At 57.5% G+C, this 19675-nt stretch carries 19 protein-coding genes; 1 reads left to right on the top strand and 18 read right to left on the bottom strand.

Annotated elements, in window-relative coordinates; genetic code table 11:
- Positions 1 to 12: 12 nt before the first annotated feature.
- The 16 genes from PCAR_RS02660 to pilM form a co-directional block, all read right to left on the bottom strand.
- Positions 13 to 3933: a LamG domain-containing protein gene (locus tag PCAR_RS02660; protein ID WP_011340078.1), complete on the bottom strand. Its 3921-nt coding sequence runs from the start codon at positions 3931 to 3933 to the stop codon at positions 13 to 15.
- Positions 3930 to 4334, bottom strand: coding sequence for a type IV pilus minor pilin MshP (locus PCAR_RS02655; RefSeq protein ID WP_011340077.1), 405 nt, complete (start codon positions 4332 to 4334; stop codon positions 3930 to 3932). The genes PCAR_RS02660 and PCAR_RS02655 overlap by 4 nt, the downstream gene beginning before the upstream one ends.
- Positions 4331 to 5137 carry a PulJ/GspJ family protein gene (locus PCAR_RS02650; RefSeq protein WP_011340076.1) on the bottom strand — a complete coding sequence of 269 codons (807 nt, stop codon included), beginning with the start codon at positions 5135 to 5137 and terminating at the stop codon, positions 4331 to 4333. Before PCAR_RS02650 ends, PCAR_RS02655 begins: the two co-directional genes overlap by 4 nt.
- A 263-nt stretch (positions 5138 to 5400) precedes the next feature.
- The gene (locus tag PCAR_RS02645) at positions 5401 to 5856 is read right to left on the bottom strand and encodes a prepilin-type N-terminal cleavage/methylation domain-containing protein (protein ID WP_148204285.1); all 456 of its coding nucleotides are present in this window, start codon (positions 5854 to 5856) and stop codon (positions 5401 to 5403) included.
- Positions 5853 to 6305 (bottom strand): pilus assembly FimT family protein, encoded by a 453-nt coding sequence (locus PCAR_RS19115; RefSeq protein ID WP_011340074.1) that lies wholly within the window; start codon positions 6303 to 6305, stop codon positions 5853 to 5855. The genes PCAR_RS02645 and PCAR_RS19115 overlap by 4 nt, the downstream gene beginning before the upstream one ends.
- Positions 6306 to 6473: 168 nt before the next feature.
- Positions 6474 to 6890, bottom strand: coding sequence for a type II secretion system protein (locus tag PCAR_RS19165; RefSeq protein ID WP_011340073.1), 417 nt, complete (start codon positions 6888 to 6890; stop codon positions 6474 to 6476).
- A 211-nt stretch (positions 6891 to 7101) separates the two neighbouring features.
- Complete coding sequence (locus PCAR_RS02630) at positions 7102 to 7632, bottom strand: hypothetical protein (protein ID WP_011340072.1); 531 nt, start codon at positions 7630 to 7632, stop codon at positions 7102 to 7104.
- Positions 7633 to 7637: 5 nt separating this feature from the next.
- Entirely contained in the window at positions 7638 to 8864 is a 1227-nt protein-coding gene (locus tag PCAR_RS02625) for a type II secretion system F family protein (RefSeq protein ID WP_011340071.1), read from the bottom strand.
- Positions 8836 to 10620: a GspE/PulE family protein gene (locus PCAR_RS02620; RefSeq protein WP_011340070.1), complete on the bottom strand. Its 1785-nt coding sequence runs from the start codon at positions 10618 to 10620 to the stop codon at positions 8836 to 8838. Before PCAR_RS02620 ends, PCAR_RS02625 begins: the two co-directional genes overlap by 29 nt.
- On the bottom strand, positions 10617 to 12062 hold the full coding sequence (locus PCAR_RS02615) for a tetratricopeptide repeat protein (RefSeq protein ID WP_011340069.1): 1446 nt from the start codon (positions 12060 to 12062) through the stop codon (positions 10617 to 10619). The genes PCAR_RS02620 and PCAR_RS02615 overlap by 4 nt, the downstream gene beginning before the upstream one ends.
- Positions 12063 to 12072: 10 nt before the next feature.
- Entirely contained in the window at positions 12073 to 12918 is an 846-nt protein-coding gene (locus PCAR_RS02610; RefSeq protein ID WP_011340068.1) for an ExeA family protein, read from the bottom strand.
- 32 nt (positions 12919 to 12950) lie between these two features.
- Positions 12951 to 14660 (bottom strand): pilus (MSHA type) biogenesis protein MshL, encoded by a 1710-nt coding sequence (mshL, locus tag PCAR_RS02605; protein WP_041531222.1) that lies wholly within the window; start codon positions 14658 to 14660, stop codon positions 12951 to 12953.
- Between the two features lie 23 nt (positions 14661 to 14683).
- Positions 14684 to 15049 carry a type IV pilus biogenesis protein MshK gene (locus tag PCAR_RS02600; RefSeq protein WP_011340066.1) on the bottom strand — a complete coding sequence of 122 codons (366 nt, stop codon included), beginning with the start codon at positions 15047 to 15049 and terminating at the stop codon, positions 14684 to 14686.
- Complete coding sequence (gene gspM, locus PCAR_RS17615) at positions 15042 to 15719, bottom strand: type II secretion system protein GspM (protein WP_011340065.1); 678 nt, start codon at positions 15717 to 15719, stop codon at positions 15042 to 15044. Before gspM ends, PCAR_RS02600 begins: the two co-directional genes overlap by 8 nt.
- Entirely contained in the window at positions 15716 to 16321 is a 606-nt protein-coding gene (locus tag PCAR_RS17610) for a hypothetical protein (protein WP_011340064.1), read from the bottom strand. Before PCAR_RS17610 ends, gspM begins: the two co-directional genes overlap by 4 nt.
- The gene (pilM, locus tag PCAR_RS02585) at positions 16318 to 17274 is read right to left on the bottom strand and encodes a type IV pilus biogenesis protein PilM (RefSeq protein ID WP_011340063.1); all 957 of its coding nucleotides are present in this window, start codon (positions 17272 to 17274) and stop codon (positions 16318 to 16320) included. Before pilM ends, PCAR_RS17610 begins: the two co-directional genes overlap by 4 nt.
- Positions 17275 to 17814: 540 nt before the next feature.
- On the opposite strand from pilM, the gene PCAR_RS02580 reads away from it, so the two are divergent.
- Entirely contained in the window at positions 17815 to 18351 is a 537-nt protein-coding gene (locus PCAR_RS02580; protein WP_011340061.1) for a YcbK family protein, read from the top strand.
- 130 nt (positions 18352 to 18481) lie between these two features.
- On the opposite strand, the gene PCAR_RS02575 is transcribed toward PCAR_RS02580, so the two are convergent.
- Positions 18482 to 19072 (bottom strand): GTP-binding protein, encoded by a 591-nt coding sequence (locus PCAR_RS02575; protein WP_011340060.1) that lies wholly within the window; start codon positions 19070 to 19072, stop codon positions 18482 to 18484.
- A gap of 14 nt (positions 19073 to 19086) precedes the next feature.
- Positions 19087 to 19584: a roadblock/LC7 domain-containing protein gene (locus PCAR_RS02570; RefSeq protein WP_011340059.1), complete on the bottom strand. Its 498-nt coding sequence runs from the start codon at positions 19582 to 19584 to the stop codon at positions 19087 to 19089.
- Positions 19585 to 19675: the final 91 nt, after the last annotated feature.

Genomic DNA, 19675 nt, shown 5'->3' with positions numbered 1-19675 from the left:
CGGGACCGATGGTCAAGGCCCCGCCTGGCGAAAACTCTCGCGGATATAGATCATCCCCGGACGCCCCCGGTAAATCCCGAAACTTGCCCGAGCGGTGGGATCGTCATCGTGGCTGCCATCACCGTCCCAGTCATAACGCAACCAGGGCAACAGGGACAGATCTGCCTTCACATCGATATAGCCGGGTGAGCCCGGAGCACTGAATGTCAGACCGGCATCGCCGGCCAGCAACGGGCTGAGCAGCGCTGCGCTACTGCTGCCGCTGCCAACGGCGATGGCTTGGTCGCCACTGACGCTGGTTGTGCCGTTATTCAGCGTCAACTGGGAAAGAGCCAGGGCGGTACAGCCGTCCTCGAGATTCTGCACAAAGGCATCCCCGGTAAAATATTCGCTGCGCATGGGCATGGAAAGAGCCACCAATTCCGAACCGTAGGCATTTTTCATAGCAAGACGCCCCCAGCGCATATCCTTGCCGGCATCGAAGGCGATGCCGTTGCCGGCGGTGGCCTCGCCGAAGGACACCGGATTGGCATCGGCAGCGATGCCATCGGCATCGAAAACATTGATGGCCAGGCTGATATCCGCATCGAAAGGCGCCACCGGATCACTGCGCACAAAGCTCAGGCCGCTGCCGGCATCGAAACTCAGCAAGCCCATACCGCCGCCGATATCGGAGACCACCGGATCCGCGGCCGGGATCCCGGAAACATCGAGGGAACCGTCGGCGGCGCTGTAGGTTTTCCCGGAAAGGGTAGTGCCGGCAATCTTCCACCATTCGCCGGTATAGTTGGCTGTCGTGTCTCCCTGCTTGTTTTTGGCGGTAACCGTAATCACCGGGGCATCGGCATAAGCGAAAGCCTGCCCGACATAGGTAAACCCACCGCTGCTGCACCCTGTAGCAAACGAGGGGCTGTTAACGGAGGCGGTAAAGTGATGCGGCGTAAAACGACCGATGGTCGCACTGCCGGTCACGGCGATGCCGCTGCCGAGATAGTTGGCCGCTTGCGCCTGCAGGGTAACGGTACCGACCTCGCTGTAGCTGGCGCTGTCACTGACGACCCCATCGATGTAATCGACTGCCGCAAACGGACCGCCGGTAAAAGTCCCGGCGGCGGGATTGCCTGCCGTAGCGGCAAGAGTGGTCGCGGCGGCAAAGTTGGGCGTCACCGTGCCATCGGCGCATACCCCGGCGACTTCGACCTCAAAATCCTCTCCCGCCGGCCAAAGCGGATCACCTGTGGACGTGGTATTGTCCAGCAAGGTTGTCCCGTCGGTGCTGGCCCGCACCCGCAGATGATCCGGCGTCACGACAAAACTGTCGCTGCCCTCCATCACCAGGCCGGACTCCTCGCCGCTGCCGGTAAAACGGGCGGACAACAGTAACCGACCGGCATCGGAGTATCGCACCTTGAGAGTACTGTTGGCTTCCGAATCGAAGGTCAAAGACACCCCTGTGCCCGGATCGGCTCCGGCGACCGTCGTATCGTTTACCACCAAAGCCAGGGTACCCGTTCCCGGCTCCTGGTAAGTGGACCAGAAAGCCACATCGCGGGTCGTGCCCGCGAAGCTGTCATCACCGATGCAGTGTTCGGCCGTGGCATCGGCGCGAACGGCGGAAAAGGTGATTCCCTCCTCATCGGTACAGGCCTGCATATCGGACACATCGAACAGAAAGCCGGATTCGTGAAACACCATGCTGCATGAATCCCCGCCGCCGGCATCGACACACTGCACAGACTGATCCGCGGCCGGATTGCCGGTAACGGAGAGGGTCACGGTCTCCGCGGTGGTATGCCGCAGCCGGAAAGTGCCGCTTCCAGCCGAGAGGGTCTGGGTGTCTCCATCGATCCAGCCGGAAGGCGAAAGCGTGATCTCCACATCATCGGTATACGGGGTACAGGGATCGGCGTCGTCGGCACAGGCCCGCACCGTCACCGTTTCCGGCGCGCAGGTCAAAGCCGAGCCGTCATGAACGATCTCGAAATGATCGATGGCCGGCCCGCATATGATATCGGACCGCAGGGTGCCGTCCAGATTGCGGCCTTCGGCCTGCAACTGGTAGAGGGTCTGGATCTGGGGGAGGGTAAGCACCCCGTCGAACACCAGAAATTCATCCAGCGGCGCGCGAAACCCTTCTTCCCGCCCATTGACCTTTTCGTAAGAGGTGCCCAGATAATGCAGATTACCGTTGCCCTGCAGGGCAATGGTGTCGCGGTAGCTGCCGTCGATATACAACCGGGTCTTGCCGTAACTGCCGACCGCCACCAGATGGTGCCAGCCGTCCGCCAGGGAGGCAAAAGAAAACAACCCGTAATCATAATCGTAACCGGCCCAGCAACCCCATCGATAATTGCTTGTATCATCCACCCAGAGGAGATCGTTACCGCCGCCGGCCATGGCACCCAACACATGATACTGCGCTCCGTTATCGTTGACGAACGGCATTTTGAACCAGACACTGACCGTCCAGTCATCGGGCATGGGCACATCGGTGTTGAGGGTAAAGGCATCGGTGTATTCATCCAGCGTTGCGGAACGGCCCACCACAGCCTCCGCCTCGCTGGTTACCGTGCCCTGTACGGTGGCGTCATAGCTGCCCTGAGCATCCTCGGCCAGCGCAGCGGAACCGTCATAGGAGCATTCGTCGAACCGCCACTCCGCCAGCGGAACCGGCAAGCCGCAGGGGTTCGTTTGGTTCATCAACTCGGCAATGCTCGCCTGACTCAGGGCGTTGTTATAGATATGCACTTCGTCGATAGCGCCGTAAAAGCGGCGCTCAGGCCAATCCCCGGTACTGTTGCCCTTGTCGGTACCGATATAGAGCGGATCGGTGTTTGCCGTAAACTGGGACGAGTAAACATAACTGGCCACCTGCTGGCCGTTCAAGTAGATGTACATGATCTTGTCGGACCAGGAATAAACGGCAGCGAAATGATACCACTCGCCCGGCTCGACAAGACCGGCCCCGGTGGCGAAACTGCCCCCGCTCCACCACCAGTACAAAGAACCGTCCCCACGAACATGGAATTCGTAATTGGTGTCCTTGGAAAGAATGGTATACAGGTTGTCATGGCCGCTGACACTGAGGCTGTCGGCCCGAATCCAGGCCGAGACGGTCAGCGACTTGCGCAAATCGAAGGCATCGTTGTCGGGCACCATCAGATAACCGCTGCCATCCAGCACAACGCCATCGCAGATCACGGCGCGCTCGTAGCTTACCGTCCCCTGACTGCTGCCGTCATGGCCATTGATACTGCTGTCGTTCGCGTTTTCCTCAAGGGCATAATGGGCCACCAGGCCCTCCATGGTGTTGTTGTCATACCCCTCGGAAGGTTCGCCATTGGCGCCGGACTCCCCCAACTGCAGCCAGGGACCGGTGCCGTCGGGATCGCGATAAACACCCTTGAGATCGGAATCCAGGGCCCCGGTGGTGGTAGGGTAAAGAAAACTATTGCAATATGGCCAGTGATCGTAAGGTGCGTGGTCGTCGTAATTGTTGACGGACAGGTAATCGATGGCTTTGCCGTTTTCGTCCTCCAGCACCACATCCATACCGCCGTTGCGCTGCAGATTGACGTCCTTATCACTGACATTCAACCGGATCCAGTAGGGGTAAGTGTCCGGATAAAGCACTTCGCCATCGGCAATATCATAGGTTCCGCAGTGTCCGCCGCCACCGCCCTTGGCGCATACCTGGATGGACCACTGCTGGTACTCGCTCGCCGGTACCGAGTCATCCAGCAAACGCACCTCCACCCAGGCTTCCCCGCCGAGTTCGTAGACTTCGTTGATGACCATGGCCCCCACGTAAGGGGAACAATCGGCGTAGGCATAGCGGGGCCATGCCATCCCGACAACCATAAGCAGCAGCACCAGAAACGCCGCTGGGAAACCCGGTAACCTGTTTCCGAATGCACCTGTCCGGCATATCATGGCGTCGCCCCCGTAATCCTGGCCCGTAACTGCCTCGAGATGTATTCAGCACTGCCGTAACTTCCCATTTCTGCAAGGGAGGTCAGACTGTAAACCTTGTAATTCTGGCCCCCCTCGACATAGGACTCCTCGCCGCAGAACACGGTTACGGTAAAGCCCTCGACAGGGAAGCTGTCCGACACGCAGGCGCCGCTGGTCAGGGCACCATACCCTCCCCACTCCAAGCCGCTACGGGCGGCATGGTAAGCGCGCGCACCCTGCAGCGCCCACACAGAGGTACGGCTCTGCACGCCGCTCATGGTGACCATGAAGCCGCCCAGCACCGCCAGCACCAGCAGGATAAACAGGGCCGTGACGATGGAAAAGCCCTTCTGCGAACCGAGCAAGCCTTCAGACATCATGGCGCGTTCTCCACATGGATTTGATGCAGCAGGGTAATGGTTTCCCCCTCTTCGGCCAGTTGCAGGCGCAAGGATACCAGCCCTCCCCGTTCCGGAGTGCCGGAGTAATAGTCGAAGGAACATGCGGCCAGATGCCGGGTCATGAGGGCGGAAGTGCCACCGGGGCTGGCCGATTGGGAACTGGCGATGGCATACCCGGCGTATCGCGTCAGGGTGCCGGCCGCCGTGTCGCACACGTAGCTGACCGGTTCGTCGACCAGGAAAAAGCGCTGATAGGGAGAAGAAAACGGAAAAGGTAGCGGGCTAGCGAGCACGATGGATGATGCACTGCTGCCCGCAGCCACGGTTCGCCGGTTATCGCCGGAATAGGCATTGGCGGTGGTACCCGTGGCTGTCAGATTGTAAATCACCAGAGCATCTCCGGTATCCGGCGCTGCGGTCAAGGTCCCCAGCACATCGAAACCGTCAGCGTCCGGCTGGATAAAATCAAGCACATTGCCCGGACCGCCGGCCCGATAACGACCACCGTCCACCGTATGCAGCAGTTCAAGACACTGGCCGCCGCACCCGATACGAACGCTGTTGGGCAGAGCCTGGCGCACATCGCGCTGCATGCGACGCAGGGCACTTTCCGCGGCATCGACCAGAGTTGCGCGCCGCGACAGATCGAGAAAACCCTCGATAGGACGCGTGATAAAGATGCCGCCCAAAGCCGCGAGGATACCGATAATCACGATCACCACAATCATTTCGATCAAGGTGAAGCCATGTTGGGCATCATGACGGGCAGTAAGCTGCTGCATCGGGACCTCGAATTAACTGTTGATTATTTTACCGCAGAGATCGCAGAGGACGCTGAGAAAATCCTAACACCTCAATAACTACAAACAAAGAGAACCTTAGATAAAATCGTAAGAAAAAATCTTTGGCTTTAATCCTATGAAGCAAAAAACTTTACGTTAGTACACAATGCTAAAAACGACAGAGTAAACCCATAGAGAAAACCAAAGACCTTTCTCTGCGTTCTCCGCGTACTCCGCGGTTAAACCGCCTTTGAACGAAAATATCAATAATTCGTGCGATAACCGCTCAATTTCAGGTTGATACCGGTCGGATGACTCACCGTCACCGTCACTTTCTTGCAGGCCACCGTATTCAACACCGCATCATCAACAGCCACCGACACCGTATAAGATTCCAGCCCGGTAATGGCGGTTCCTTCCTGATCACAGGCCCCGGTATCCGCCCAGCCGTCGTAATCGTCCACGTCATCCAGCAGACTACGCACCGTTTCACCATCGCTCCCATCCGGGTCCGCATATGACCGCAACAGGACCTCTTCAAGATAGGATTCGGCGATAGCCACCGCCTGGTGCTGCAACATGGGATCGGCGCTGTGCTGAACAGTGTAGTTCATCACCATCAGCACCCCGCCCAGGGCGATGGAAACCACCACCATGGAGACCACCAATTCGATGAGGGTAAATCCCCCGCTATGTTTACCGGAGCCGGTCATACTCATAACCCATCCACATAACCGCTCTCGCCGATGATGGTAAAACTCCGCCCATCCACAGATACCGTGACTCCACCGGGGGTGGCCCGCCCGAGGGAATCGAAAACAACCGACGAAGAAGATGCTGATAGAGACACACCCGATGGTGCGGAGGAGGAAAAGGAACCACTTCCGGCCGGACGAGGAACGTCCCGGGTAAAGGCCCCGCTGATACAGCTTATCGCCCTCTGATGCAGAGCGAAACTGCCGCCGGAAATGCTGAACTCCACATCACAGCCACTGGCGACCGCCAGCTTCTGGCCGTACCGCGCCGCTTGCACCATTTCATCATAAAAACCACGACTTGTGATAGCCGTCACGTCAAAAAAACGCGGCAAAGCCACAGCTGCCAGGATGCCGATCAGCACCACGGTAACGACCAATTCGATCAGGGTAAAGCCTTTTTGTGGCAGCATATTGATATCTCGAGGTCAATAGCAGAAAAGATAGGCGCAAACTCTCAAGGTTTCACAATAGATATAAAAGCCCCGCTCCATGAAAAGAAGCGGGGCAAACAACTATTAAAACCCTACAAAAAAACATACTGCTAAAACAAATCGCGTGTTGATCAGACAGCCCCGCTATTACCAGCTCTTCGACAAAACAGCTTTTTTAGAAGCCGTCCCTACCTCTTCAATATTGATGTAATAGGTCTCGCCATCGCAATCGTTATCAGTGGCCGGTTCATAGCAAATACCGACGACGTCAGTACCGACCGCGCCGGTATTATCCGCCTGCCACCCTTCCGGAGTTTCTTCCATAGCGTCCAAAAGGGTTTGACCGGTCGTAATCAACGATAACTCAGGGGACTCTTTAACCAGTTGCTCTGCAAAGGCGAGAGCCGCAGCAGACTGCGCCGCACCATAAACGCCATCAGCTGCAGCCACCTCCGCTTCCGTTTTCATATCGACGTACTTCGGCACAGCAACGGCTGCCAGAATCCCCAAAATCACAATCACCACCACCAACTCAATCAAGGTAAAACCACTTTGACTTCTCATTCTCTCTCTCCTTTGATCTCTACAAAAAAGTTAACAATACGAAGGTTGTTTCCTCCTTTTAAACATGGAATGGCTCCAACCTTCCAACTTGCCTGCCTACTCCCAGGCCACACAATTGACACACCTTGTTTTGTCTTACCACAACAACTTTGATGAAAAATGATAAAAATATGTCATTTTTCCAGGAAATACAATCGCAATCAATTACCTTCTAATTCAAAGGCCCCCATGTAAATGCCTCGCAAGGCTCAAGTATCAAGGAAGTACCCATTGTTCCGTTGGCCCCTGCATTATTAAGACATAAACGGATGCGCGCTGGACCGGATAGCGGGCTCTCAAAGCCTTCGACACTGCGCAATCGATAAACCAGTACCGCCTGTTTCCTGTCGAAATACCATTTACCGGCGGCAACTTCTGCGGAATCGGCACTATCGAGTTCACCAAGATACCCATCCAGTTCCAATCCCGTCTCGGCCTGCAGCAGCCTGACAGGATTACCGCCGGGCCGGGCTTCACTGCGAATATTTTCGCTGTCCGCATGCAACACCGACGCCAGCAGTACGGCAGCTCGCATATTATCGATACTCCCCTGCACGGTTAGACGCTCGGCCTCGGCCTGAAGGTAGCGAACCTTCCGCAGAAACGCCCCCATAAGAACCAGGATCACGCAGGTCAGCACGCCCCACTCGAACAGCCTTAAAGTCCAGCGTTTGTGGTACAACGGGGCCTTAGGTTTATGCATCCCCCTCAGCCCCCGCGCATGACGCTGGCCATATTCCACATGGGCAGGAACACGCCCAGAGCCAGAACCAGCACCATGGCGCCGATGACAACGATGAGGATCGGTTCGATGGCGCTGGACAATCGGCTGATGTCGTATTCGATCTCCCGTTCGTAAAAATCACCAACCTCCAGCAGCATGGTATCGACCGCACCGGTCTCCTCACCGACGGCCAGCATCTGCAACACCAGGGGGGTGAACATTTCACTGGCGGCAGCGCTGCGCGTCAGGGTATCGCCGTGCTCGACGCCGCGCCGCAGCTCACCGAGGCGCTGCTGCACATAGCTGTTACCCACCGCCTGGGAGGTCAGGGCCAGGGACTGGATCAGCGGAACGCCGGCGCCGTACCCCATGGAGAAACCGCGAGCGAAACGCACCAGAATCGCGCGGTGAATGATGCTGCCGACCACCGGCAGGCGCAATTTGAAGCGATCCCAGATCAGTGCGCCCTGCTCGGTACGGATCCAGGCGCGCCAGGCGAAAAATCCCGCCACCAGGGCGATAAGGATGGCCCACCACCAGGACACGGCGAAATTGGATATGCCGAGAATGATACGGGTCGGCAGGGGCAATTGGGCTCCCTGACTTTTAAACAGCTTCTCGAAGGCCGGTATGACAAAGAGCGTAATGATTGCGATGGCGATGGATATGGCCACCAGCACAAAGCTCGGGTAACGCAGGGCCGCCTTGATCTGGTCGGCGGTCTGCTTTTCGCGGATCAGGTAGGTCGCCACTTCGTTGAACGAATCGTCGAGACGTCCGCTGCTCTCCCCGACCTGAATCATATTGACCAACAGGGGCGGAAAAACCTTGGAATGACGCCGCAGGGCGCTGGACAGATCGTGCCCGCTTTCAAGATCGTCGAGAACCGCCAGCAGCGTCTCGGCCATGATCGGCTTGCAGGCCGACTCGGTCATGCCGCGCAAAGCGCGCAGCAACGGCACCCCGGCCTTGGTCAGGCTGTACATCTGGCGGCAGAACAGGATCAGATCCTCGGGCTCGATACGCCGTCCGCCGAATTGCCAATTCAGAGACACTTTGCCTGCCGATTTGCCGGCCTCTTCGTCGATCCGCACCGGGGCCGAGCCGGAACCCAGCAGCTGATCGGCCACCATGGCGGCACTGGCGGCCTCCATGGTGCCTTCGAGCAGCGCCCCTGCGGCGTTACGTGCCTGGTACCGGAACTGTGGCATCCGCATCATCCTCTGTTAGATCCTGACCGGCATACCGACCGGAGTCAGAATTAAAATCTTCGAGCTGGCCGGAAACGCGCAGCACCTCTTCCATGCTGGTGACGCCCTGGCAGGCATAATCGTAAGCCGCCATGGAAAGGGTTTGGAAGCCGGGCTGACGACGGGCCAGCTCGGCGAATCCGGCGCTGTCGCTGCGACGCAGGGCGTCGGCCAACGACGTGTCGATCTGCAGCAACTCGAAAATACCGATACGCCCGTGGTAACCGGTGTTATGGCAGCGCGGACACCCGGCGCCACGCTTGAAAACCTGTCGGTGGGCTTCCGGCCCGACCATGGCCGCCAGCCAGCTGCGCTGGCCCGCGTCGAGGGGATCGTCCTCCATACAGCTTTCACAGACACGGCGTACCAGGCGCTGTGCCAGGATGGCCAGCAGCGAGCTGCCGACCACAAAACCTTCGGCGCCCATATCGAGCAGCCGCAGTGCGGTGCTCACGGCATCGTTGGTATGCAGGGTGGACAGTACCAGGTGGCCGGTCATGGCGGCGCGCAGACCGATCTGGGCGGTTTCCTGGTCGCGCATCTCGCCGACCATGACCACGTCGGGGTCCTGGCGCAGGGCGGCCCGCAGGACCCGCGCGAAGGACAGATCGATACGGCTTTGCACCTGCACCTGGTTGATGCGCGGCAGGCGATATTCCACCGGATCCTCGACGGTAATGATCTTTTTGCTGGTATCGTTGAGGGCGTTGAGGGCCCCGTAAAGGGTGGTGGTCTTGCCGCTACCCGTCGGTCCGGTTACCAGCACCAGCCCGTGGGGCCGCTTGATAAGATTATGGAAACGCCGCAACAGGCCTTCAGGCATTCCGATCTGTTCCAAGGCAAGCAAACCACCGGACTGGTCGAGCAGACGCATGACCACCGATTCGCCGAATTGCAGCGGCATGGTGGACAGACGAATGTCGATGCTGCGGCCCCGCACGCGGATGTTGAATCGCCCATCCTGGGGCAGACGACGCTCGGAAATATCCAGGCCGCTCATCAGCTTCAGGCGCGACACCAGAGCCCCGCCGATGCGCTTTTCCTTCATCACCTGTTCGTGCAGGATACCGTCGACGCGCTGCCGGATGCGCAACACCGACTCGTCCGGTTCGATATGAATGTCCGAGGCGCCGATCTGCACCGCATCCTCAAACAGGGTGTGCAGCAGACGCACAACCGGGGCATCTTCGATATTGCTGCTCGAAAGCAGACTCTCCAGGTCGATACCGCCTTCGCCCAGCTCTTCGCTGAGCTCACCGGCGATATGAATGATTTCATCGGTGCGCCGATAAATGCGATCGACGATATCGAGGAGTTCGTCTTCACCGACCACGGCCAGCTTGACGGGGCGCTTGAGAATCCGGCGCAACTCGTCAAACGCGAAGATATCTGTGGGATCGGCCATGCCGACCAGCAGACCGTCGCCTTCTTCAGCCAATACCAGGGCGCGAAAGCGTCGCACGTAAATTTCCGGCAACAGGCGCACCGTCTCGGCCTTGTATTGATAATGCCGCAGATCGATAAAGGGGATCTGCAACTGCTGGCCGAGAAACTTGAGAAAGCCGGTCGGGCTGAGATAGCCCAATTCGACCAGGGTGTGCCCCAGTTTACTGCCGGTGCGTTTCTGCTCAGCCAGGGCGGTATTCAACTGCTCCTCGCTGATGATATGATGCTGCACCAGCAATTCACCGATGCGAATTTTTTTGCGTGCCGTCATGATGGTTCCTTCCCTGCGTCCGTAACAGTCGCGGGATTTTGAGCATGGCGATTTTTCAATACCGTCAGCCGCTGTCGGATGTAGGTCTGCAACCCGGCGGACAATCCGCCACGGGCAAGGGCCTGGTCATAGGCTTGACGCGCCTGATTCTCCTCCAGGTTTCCTTCAAGAGCAATGCCAAGCCCCATCCACCAGATCGCCTTTTCCGGCTGAACTTCCAGCATTTGACGATAAATGTGCGCCGCGGCCTCGTATTGCGCCAGACGCTGATAAACCGTGGCCAACATGGCGTACAAATCCAGGGCCTCGGCCACAGACGGTCGAGGTTCGCGGGCCAACTGTTCGCGGGCTTCGGTTAATGCGCCCTCCTCGATCAACAGGCGCGCATAATTTTCCCGATACGACAGCTGCGCCGGATGTTCCCGCACCGCCGTAGCCAGCAACAATCTGATTTCGGCGCGACGGCCTTGCTTTTTCAACAGCCGCAACAACAAATCGCAGGCCTGCTCATGGCCCGGTTCAATGGCCAGGGCTGAACGTAACGCGGCCTCCGCATCGCGCTCTTTTCCCTGCTGCAAAGCGGCAAGAGCATCCCGGCTGAATTCGGAGGCACGCTCATGGGGTGTCAGCTGCAATGTCTGTCGCGTCATACCTGGCTGAGCAGCGAAAGTCTTCGGTTCTGCGGTCGACCGCTCCGGTTGGGCGGTTGGCTGTTCCGGTTGCACAGTCGCTACCGCGGCCGGCACCGGCTCGGACGCAGCTTTATCCTCGGAAGGCAGTACAGGCGCCGGCCTGGCAACAGTCGCCGCTACCGCACTCGGCTCGGGCTGTACCGTAAAACGCAGCATCTGATCCTGGCCGTCAGCTGCCGCAAGTAACGCCAGTTCCTCATATCGACAAGCCGCCTTGAAAGTGAAAACCAGCCGGGGACCATGCTCGCCCCGTTCGTACCCCACACTGCGCAGCAACGGCCAGGAGGCGGCAGGCGGCAGCGCGGCAGGCAGGCTCGCCTCCGGCAGTTCCAGGACCAGCTGCCTACCATGGTCGATGCGCAAAAGCCGATAAGCCGGTGCCTCCGAAAAGACCGCTTCAACCTGCAGCCGATGGTCGTGCGGAAAAAGCCGCAAAGTCTTAAGGGACACGGCTTCGGGCGCTGCGGGCAGCACGGATTGTTGTGTTGCAACCGAAGGAAGATTGTCTTGCGTTTCATCGGTTACGACCGGATCAAGGTCGGAAGGCGGCGGTGCCTCGCCAACATGCCCGAAACCTGCCCACAATCCGACACCGAGGATCAGCAGCAAGAGCGGCAGCCCCAGCCACAGCACCTTACGACGGCGATCTGCGCGGACAGCAGGCGCAAAAGCAGCCCTGCCGTGCCCGGATGACGCGTCCGGAGTCGAGCGTTTCTCGAGATCCTTGAGCATTTGGTTGATAAGGCTCAATCTATTCTCCTCAACACCCCAGGCGCAAACGACACAGCCAGCTGCGGCGGGCGTCTTCGGTATCGGCGATGGCCAGACGCACATGCCGGGTACGCACCATGCTGTCGCCTTGACCGAAGGAGGCCATCATGGCCTTGTTAGCCAAAATATTGACAAGCCTGGGTATCCCGCGACTCGCCGTCCATAATCTTTTCAACGCCCGAGAGCTGAATATGCGGTTGCCCTTACAGCCCGCGGCCTGCAATCGATGCCGAACGTAGGCGCCGACCTCCTGCCGACCGAGTGCCGGCAATCTGTAGCTGAACACAATGCGCTGGCGTAATTGGCGAAGACCGTAACCGGCCAGGCGCTGATCCAGCTCCGGCTGGCCGAACAGCACGATATGCAGCAACTTACGCTTTTGCGTTTCGAGGTTGCTCAACAAACGCAATGCCTCAAGAGTTCGATCGGACATCACTTGCGCTTCATCGATGCACAGAACCACCGGGCGACCGTCGCCCCCCAATTCGATAAGCCGCTGTGCGATGCGTTTGAGCGCTTCGTGGGAATCCGTCGCAGCGGCAAATCCTGCGCCGAGTTCCTCCGCCACGGCTGCATAGAACTCCATGGGTTCCAGCAGTGGGTTGGGAACATACGCTGTAATAGCGGTTTCGGCCAGTTCATCGAGCAACCGCCGACACAGCAGCGTCTTGCCGGTACCCACCTCGCCGGTGATCTTGATAAACCCTTCGCCGCTGTCCAGAGCGATAAGCAGAACATTCAAAGCCTCCCGGTAGCCGGCATGAGCAAACAGAAAATCCGCATCCGGAGTCAAACCGAAAGGTTTTGCCGTCAAGCCGAAATGCTCTCGATACATCGGTCTCTACCTCCGGCCCCGAAAAAGCCCGCTTAACGAGCGGGCCGCGCGAATTTGCCGCCGCGCCACTCGGTATCGAATTCGCTACCCAGGTTTTTGAACCGCTGCCGCGAAGCATCCAGCGCCTGGTTCCAGGTACCGGCTTCGACCACCATCGGCCTCAGAAGAATCACCAGCTCACTTTTGCGCGATACCGACTGGGTATGCCGGAACAGGGCACCCACCCCGGGCAGACGCCCAAGCAGAGGCACGCTGGCATCCCTGTTCTGCAGCTGATCTTTCATCAAGCCGCCAATGACTACAACCTGACCACTCTCAGCTGCGACAATGCTGTCGGACTCGCGCACCGTACTGAAAGCCAGGGGCAGAGTCTGGGTTTCCCCGGCCACCGTGATGTCTTTGGTCTGATCGGAAACTTCGCTGACGGTTGGATGAATGTGCAGTGTCACCTTGCCCTTGGGATCGATCTGCGGCGTCACATCGAGGGCGATGCCGGAGAAAAACGGCGTCAGGGTGATATCCGGAGAGGTGGTCGTGGTGGTGCCGGTTACCGTATCACTTGAAACATCCGTGACGAAGAACTCATCGGAACCGACCTTGATGACCGCTTTCTGGTTGTTGACCGTGGCGATACGCGGACTCGACAATACCTGAACATCGCCCTGGGTCTCCAGTAATTCGATAAAAGCCTGGAAATTCTTGAAATTCAACGCGGCGCTGAAGACCCCGCCAAAAGCACCGGAGGCCAATCCCGAGGTCACGGCCGCACCGTCACTGCCAACGATATCGGCCAATCCGTTGTCGGCGAAAATATCGCCGCGCGTCTGCGCCATGGAAACATCCCCGTTCACCGCCGACCAGTTGATACCGGCCTGATAACCATCGCCCAGCTCAACCTCGAGAATTTTGGCTTCGAGAATGACCTGGCGCTGCAGATTGCCCTGAATAGTGCCCAGATACTGCTCGATGGTGCGCAATTCCTCGGGCAGAGCGCGTACCACCACCACGCCGGCCTGCGGCTGGATCACGACCCGTCGGCCGTCCTCCTGGCCGACCATGGTGCGCAGCGCCACGCTCAACTCGGTCCAGAAATCGGCACTCGATTCGGTGTCGATGCGACTGCCCGAAACCATGGCATTGCCGTCGTCGCGTCTCGACCGGTTCGATCCGCTGTCGTCGTCATCATCGCCGCTGCCCGCCTCGCTGACCTGTCCGGAACTGACCCGGGTCTGCGACAACCCCTTACGCACCAGGTTGAGATAATTGACATAGAACACCTGGGTCTGAAGGGTATCGGGAATGACCTGAAATCCGGAGCGGGTGGTCCGGTATTGGAAACCGTAAACATCCCGCAGCACATCCATGATTTCAGGAATGGTCACGGCCTTGAGATTGAGGGATACCGTTCCGGAAACCGAGGGATGTACCACCATGTTGTAGGGAGTTCCCTCGACCAGACCCGTAAAAAACTCCTGAGCTGGGGTATCCTTGGCAAACACATCGAAACGCGGTTCCTCCACCATGTGCCCCTGCCAGTCTGCATCGTCCTTGGCGGGGGGCAATAGAGCTGCCGACACTTCATCCGGCAGGGTACTCGGCACCTTTTGCTCAACCGCCAGCTGCTGATCGAATTGTGCCAGGGGCATCTCTCCTCTGGGCCTTGGCGCACACCCCCCCATCATCAATACACCGGCCAGCCCGATCAGCATCAAGCCACTGCAATACCACGCTCTGGTCGTCATCAGTTTCTGCACGTATCCTCGCTTCAAGGGGCCGATGTCACCGTTTGTTTCACGGCATCGGCAATCAGCTTAAGTTTTATCTTTTTTCCGGCACGGGACAGCAGCGCGCGGCCAGGCTTTATCGCTTCCAACCTGGCGCCATCGACCTCCTGCCCAACCCGTACGACCTGATCGTTGATAATCGCAACGCTTCGCTGCGGCGAGATCAGGGTCGATGTCAATACCCACTTGGTCACTTGCGCTTCTGCCGGACGCCCACCGCCGCTGGCGATACCCGGCCGGGTCGGGTCCGGCAACACTTCGGACCCGACAGCCAGGGTACGCAACCCCAGGCAAAGTATCCATAGAACCGCACTCGCAGTCAGATATCGCGGCCGTACATTAAACACCAATCCACCCCTTTCTGTGACTCAGGGTATACACCAGCAGGGATATTTCGGCTCGAGGATAGTCCCCAACCACGATCTCCAGTTCGTCCCAGAATAACTTACGGGGCAGCTTTTCCAGATTTCGCAGATAAGCCAAGGCTTGCAGATACGTCCCCGAGACGACGATACGCACGGGGTGACGGTACAGATTGGTGCGGGGCTCGCTGTCGGACTCAACAGATTCGGTCTTGGCCGGCAACAATGCAACGGGGGGCAGGTTTTCCAGATGCACAAGCCTCAGCCCTTGCTGCCGGGCAAGAAGCTCTCGCAGAACTTCGGCCATATCAGATGGCGAAATAAGATCGACGGTCAGATCCTTGAGGCGTTCATCCAAAGAAGCCAGCTCCGCTTGCAACTGCCGCTGTTGAGCCCGGTGTTCACGGTCGGGATCTTCCTTGGCACGCAGCAAAACCGTTTCGGCCTGGCGATCCAGTTCGGCAAGAGTGGTCTCAAGGGTGGCCATCTGCGTCTTCAGGTGACGGCGGTTCTGCGCCTGAGGATGAAACACCAGCGCATCAAAAACCAGAAAGCCGACAACCAGCACCACCGCCGCCAATAAAACCCTTTCCCGCAGGGAGCGTTGATCGAGCCAGTCCGCCCATTGTTTCACTTTTACCACCAGCGCCTTCATGGTTTTTCCTCATGGGTGGTTTTGATCAAAAAATCGACGACTTGGGAGTTATCCTCGGCGCGACTTATCTGCAGATGCTCGAACTCCCGTCCGGCATAATCCTGCTGTCTGGTCAGGCGCTGCAGATAAAGGGGCACATCGGCGGCCCGCGTTGTGCTTCCCTCCAGCAACAATTGCTGACCGCCGGCAGATAAGCGAATGCGGCGCAACCAGACCGCAGAGAGATCCTCCCGTGCGAGCCCTTCCAGATAGCGGGAAAACCCACGGCTATTGCCCGGCTGGCTGCCGGTCAGCATCTCCAGTAAAGCAAGGCGTGCCTGGCGTTCCCCCAACAGGCTGTCGACCTGGCGGGCCAAACCAGGATCGGGGACGCGCGGTGGGTACTGCCGCTGCACCTCTTCAAGACGCTGCAAGGCTGCCATCTGCCGCCCCTGCAAACGCTCCAGCTCGGCTGCCAGGCGCGCACTGCGCCACATGCCGAGCGCTCCGGCCAACATAGCGCAAAGCAACGCTGCGGCCAGCACCATCGCCACCATCCGGGAGGAAAAAGGTATCTTCTTATCGAATAATTCCGGCTGATAAAGGTTGATCTGCTGCCTCATGCCTCCCCCTTATCGTTTCGCAAAGCGGCACCAACAGCCAGCAGACAGCGGTCAGCGGTGCGCAGAGCATCCTTGCTTCCGTCGAATACATCAGCAAGGATAAAGGGCTTGACGGCGGTGCCGAGACGACTTTGCAAATCCGGCAAAAGATCGGGCAGGGGTTTTGCGGCAGGCAGGAGATACAACGCCGCTACAGGCGTCTGACGGAAACTGCTTTCATAGAAATCGAGGGAGCGCTGAATGTCCAGCGCGAGCAGGCTGAGGCGCTCTTGAAGGCCTTCGATGTTGCCAGGCTGCGACTCCCCGGTCTCGGGGGACAGGGCCGTGAAACCGAAAGGAATATCCCGGGCCAATTGCAATCGCCCCCCGCGACAGACAATAACAACGCCGCTGTCGGCCCCCAGATAGAGTAGCGACACGCCGCGGGGATCTTCGGGCAGCAGAGCTGCCAGATTCCTTAAACAGAGTTCCGGAATGTCAACAGCGTCGACCTTGAGCCGGGCGTGGCGCAACAGGTCGAGCTGTTGGCGCACGACAGCCTGTTTGACGGCTACAACGTAAGCGTTCCTGGTGCCTTCGCGCCGGGCATCGGCCCCCACACGAAAAACATCCACAACCGCTTCCTCGAGGGGATAATCGATCAGGTCTTTCACCTGCCAGCGAACAGCGTCCCGCAATTCGGCATCCGGAACAGGTGGAGGGGCTACCTGAAAAAGCCCATAGGACCCAAAACCGACCACGCCGACACCGCGACTGCGCACCAAACCGCGACTCCTGACTTCGTCCAGCAGGCGTTCCTGGCAAACGGCGGCATCCCCCTCAAAAAAGGCACAGCAAGCCAGATGAGGTCTGCCGTCATGCAATTCCACATGTGCGACAGCCAGACCTTCACCCTCCAAGGAAACGCCTGTCATACCGGATGTCGCCGTTGATTTGGCACCGAAAACTTTCACTGCCCCCCCTGATTACCAAGCTGTCATCATCATATATCCGTCAAGCCGACAGCATGCAAAAGCACAGACCAAACGAAGCTAAGTCACCGCAATATATGCGATACTATTCATTTTTTAATCTTCCATCAAGGAAAAACTCGAAAAGCTTCGCCTTTTCACTGCAATTTATTGTCACTTTTTGTCATAGACCGCGGAAAGTTGGGTTGCCATATTTTGTCATAGCCCCACCGGCTATGGTTCCCATGATCGCACAGAAAACCATCCAGAAGGCCTACCTTATTGTTTTTTAAGCAAAAATCCTCTGGAAAACATTCCCGGGCTTTGCTATGCTGGCGAAGTTTTACGGACAGAGTTCCGCATGAATAATTTTTCCATCTTCCAACGAGGTTCAGTTCGCTGCGAGTAAAATCAGGGATTTGCATAGAGTTCCCCAGTGACAGGCATCACCGACCTACCTCCGTATCCACTCCGCCAGGTCAAACTCAAATGCTTTACCCCATCGGAACGGCGCACACCTTTTAAACCCGGTTACTTCCCAACATGAATCGACGGCAATTTCTGAAAACAGGCCTTGCAGCAACCGCCGGCATACTTATGCCGTGGCCGGCCATGGCAAGCCTTGTCAATAAAGATCATCGATCCCTATCCCTTTACAATACCCATACCGGCGAACACCTTCGCAACATTGTCTACTGGGAAAAAGGATCCTACCAGCACGACTCGCTACAACAGATCAACCATCTGCTTAGAGATCATCGAACGGGGGAAACCAAAGCCATTGACCCCAACCTGCTGGATCTTCTCCATGAACTGCACGACAGGATCCCGGCGGACACCCCTTTTGAAATCATCTCCGGCTATCGCTCCCCCGCCACCAATCGGCAACTGCAGGCGCATTCCAGGGGCGTAGCGACAAAGAGTCTGCATATGGCCGGACAGGCCATCGACATTCGACTTCGAGGATACCCCCTGGCCAACCTCCGCAAAACCGCTACCGCCATGAAAAGGGGCGGGGTCGGCTATTATCCCCGATCCAATTTCGTCCATATCGACACCGGCAGGGTACGTTACTGGTAAGCCTTCGCGCAAACAACGTCCGCAACCGGCATATACCTGCACAAAAACAATCCCCGAAAACACGAACAGCCTGTCGAATATTTCGACAGGCTGTCTTTTAACAAAACCAATCCGCTGGGATACGCAACAATCAACGCTTGCCCTTCTTGAGTTCCACCAGAATCTGCTTGGCAACCGCCTTAAGAGTCTCAAAGACCCCCTCCCCCGTCAATGCGCAGGCCTCGAAATCGGGAACCTCATCGGGATTCAGCAGTTCCTTCAACTCCTCAAGCGACGTTTGATTAGGGAGGTCCCGTTTGTTGTATTGAATGACAAAGGGGATTTTTTCCAGCTCATACCCTTGCTCGTCCAGATTATCCTTGAGGTTCTCCAGACTTTCAATATTCGCATCCAGGCGCTCATCCTGGGAATCGGCTACAAAAACAACCCCGTCGACCCCTTTGAGGATAAGTTTACGTGAGGCATCATAGAACACCTGCCCCGGCACGGTATAAAGATGAAACCGGGTCTTGAACCCGCGGATTTCACCGAGAGCCAGCGGTAGAAAATCGAAAAACAGGGTGCGTTCCGTCTCGGTGGCCAGAGAAATCATCTTACCCCGGGCATCCGGCGATGTCCGCTGGTAGATGGTCTGCAGATTGGTCGTTTTTCCGCACAACCCCGGCCCGTAATAGACGATCTTACAATTTATCTCACGTGATGCGTAATTAATAAAAGCCATTTATTGCCATCCTGCTACCGAAAGAGATTGTCGATATCATCATCGGTAATTTCCGCAAAGGGGTTTTGCGGGTCGCCTCCCCCGGACTCCTCCGCAGACTTGCGATCCAGCGCTTCCAGAGTACGGTCGAACTCTTCACTTGCCTTCTTGACACGCAAGCGCACCAAGCCAAGGGAACTGCGCTGATCAAATATGACCACCAGAATAACGCGGCCACCAACAATGGAAATGTGAATATTGTCCTTTTCCCCTTCGTGGAACAGAATGGAAAATTCTTTTTCACCGATCAGCTTCGCCAGCCCCCCTGTGGCCGCAATATTGCCGGCGGTCAGGGAAGCGAGACTGGTCGTATCCAAATGCTCAGTTTCGCCGGTAGCGGCAATCAATTGCCCGTTGCGATCGACCAGGAAAACCGACTTGGCATTGGATTCGCGCAACAGTTTATCCGCACCCTCAACGATCCGCTGATATTCCTCATCGTACATGACTAACGAGGACTGGTAACCTAACATGCCTCTGCTCCCAGGATAAATGTCAAAGCCAAGGGTCTATATAACATCTCTGAAGATAGCGATCAAGATTTTTGCATTTTCGACTGGTTTT

This window comes from Syntrophotalea carbinolica DSM 2380 (genome assembly GCF_000012885.1).
GTDB lineage: Bacteria > Desulfobacterota > Desulfuromonadia > Desulfuromonadales > Syntrophotaleaceae > Syntrophotalea > Syntrophotalea carbinolica.
The sequence above is the reverse complement of the archived record's forward strand: the minus strand, read 5'-3'. Positions and strand labels throughout refer to the sequence as shown.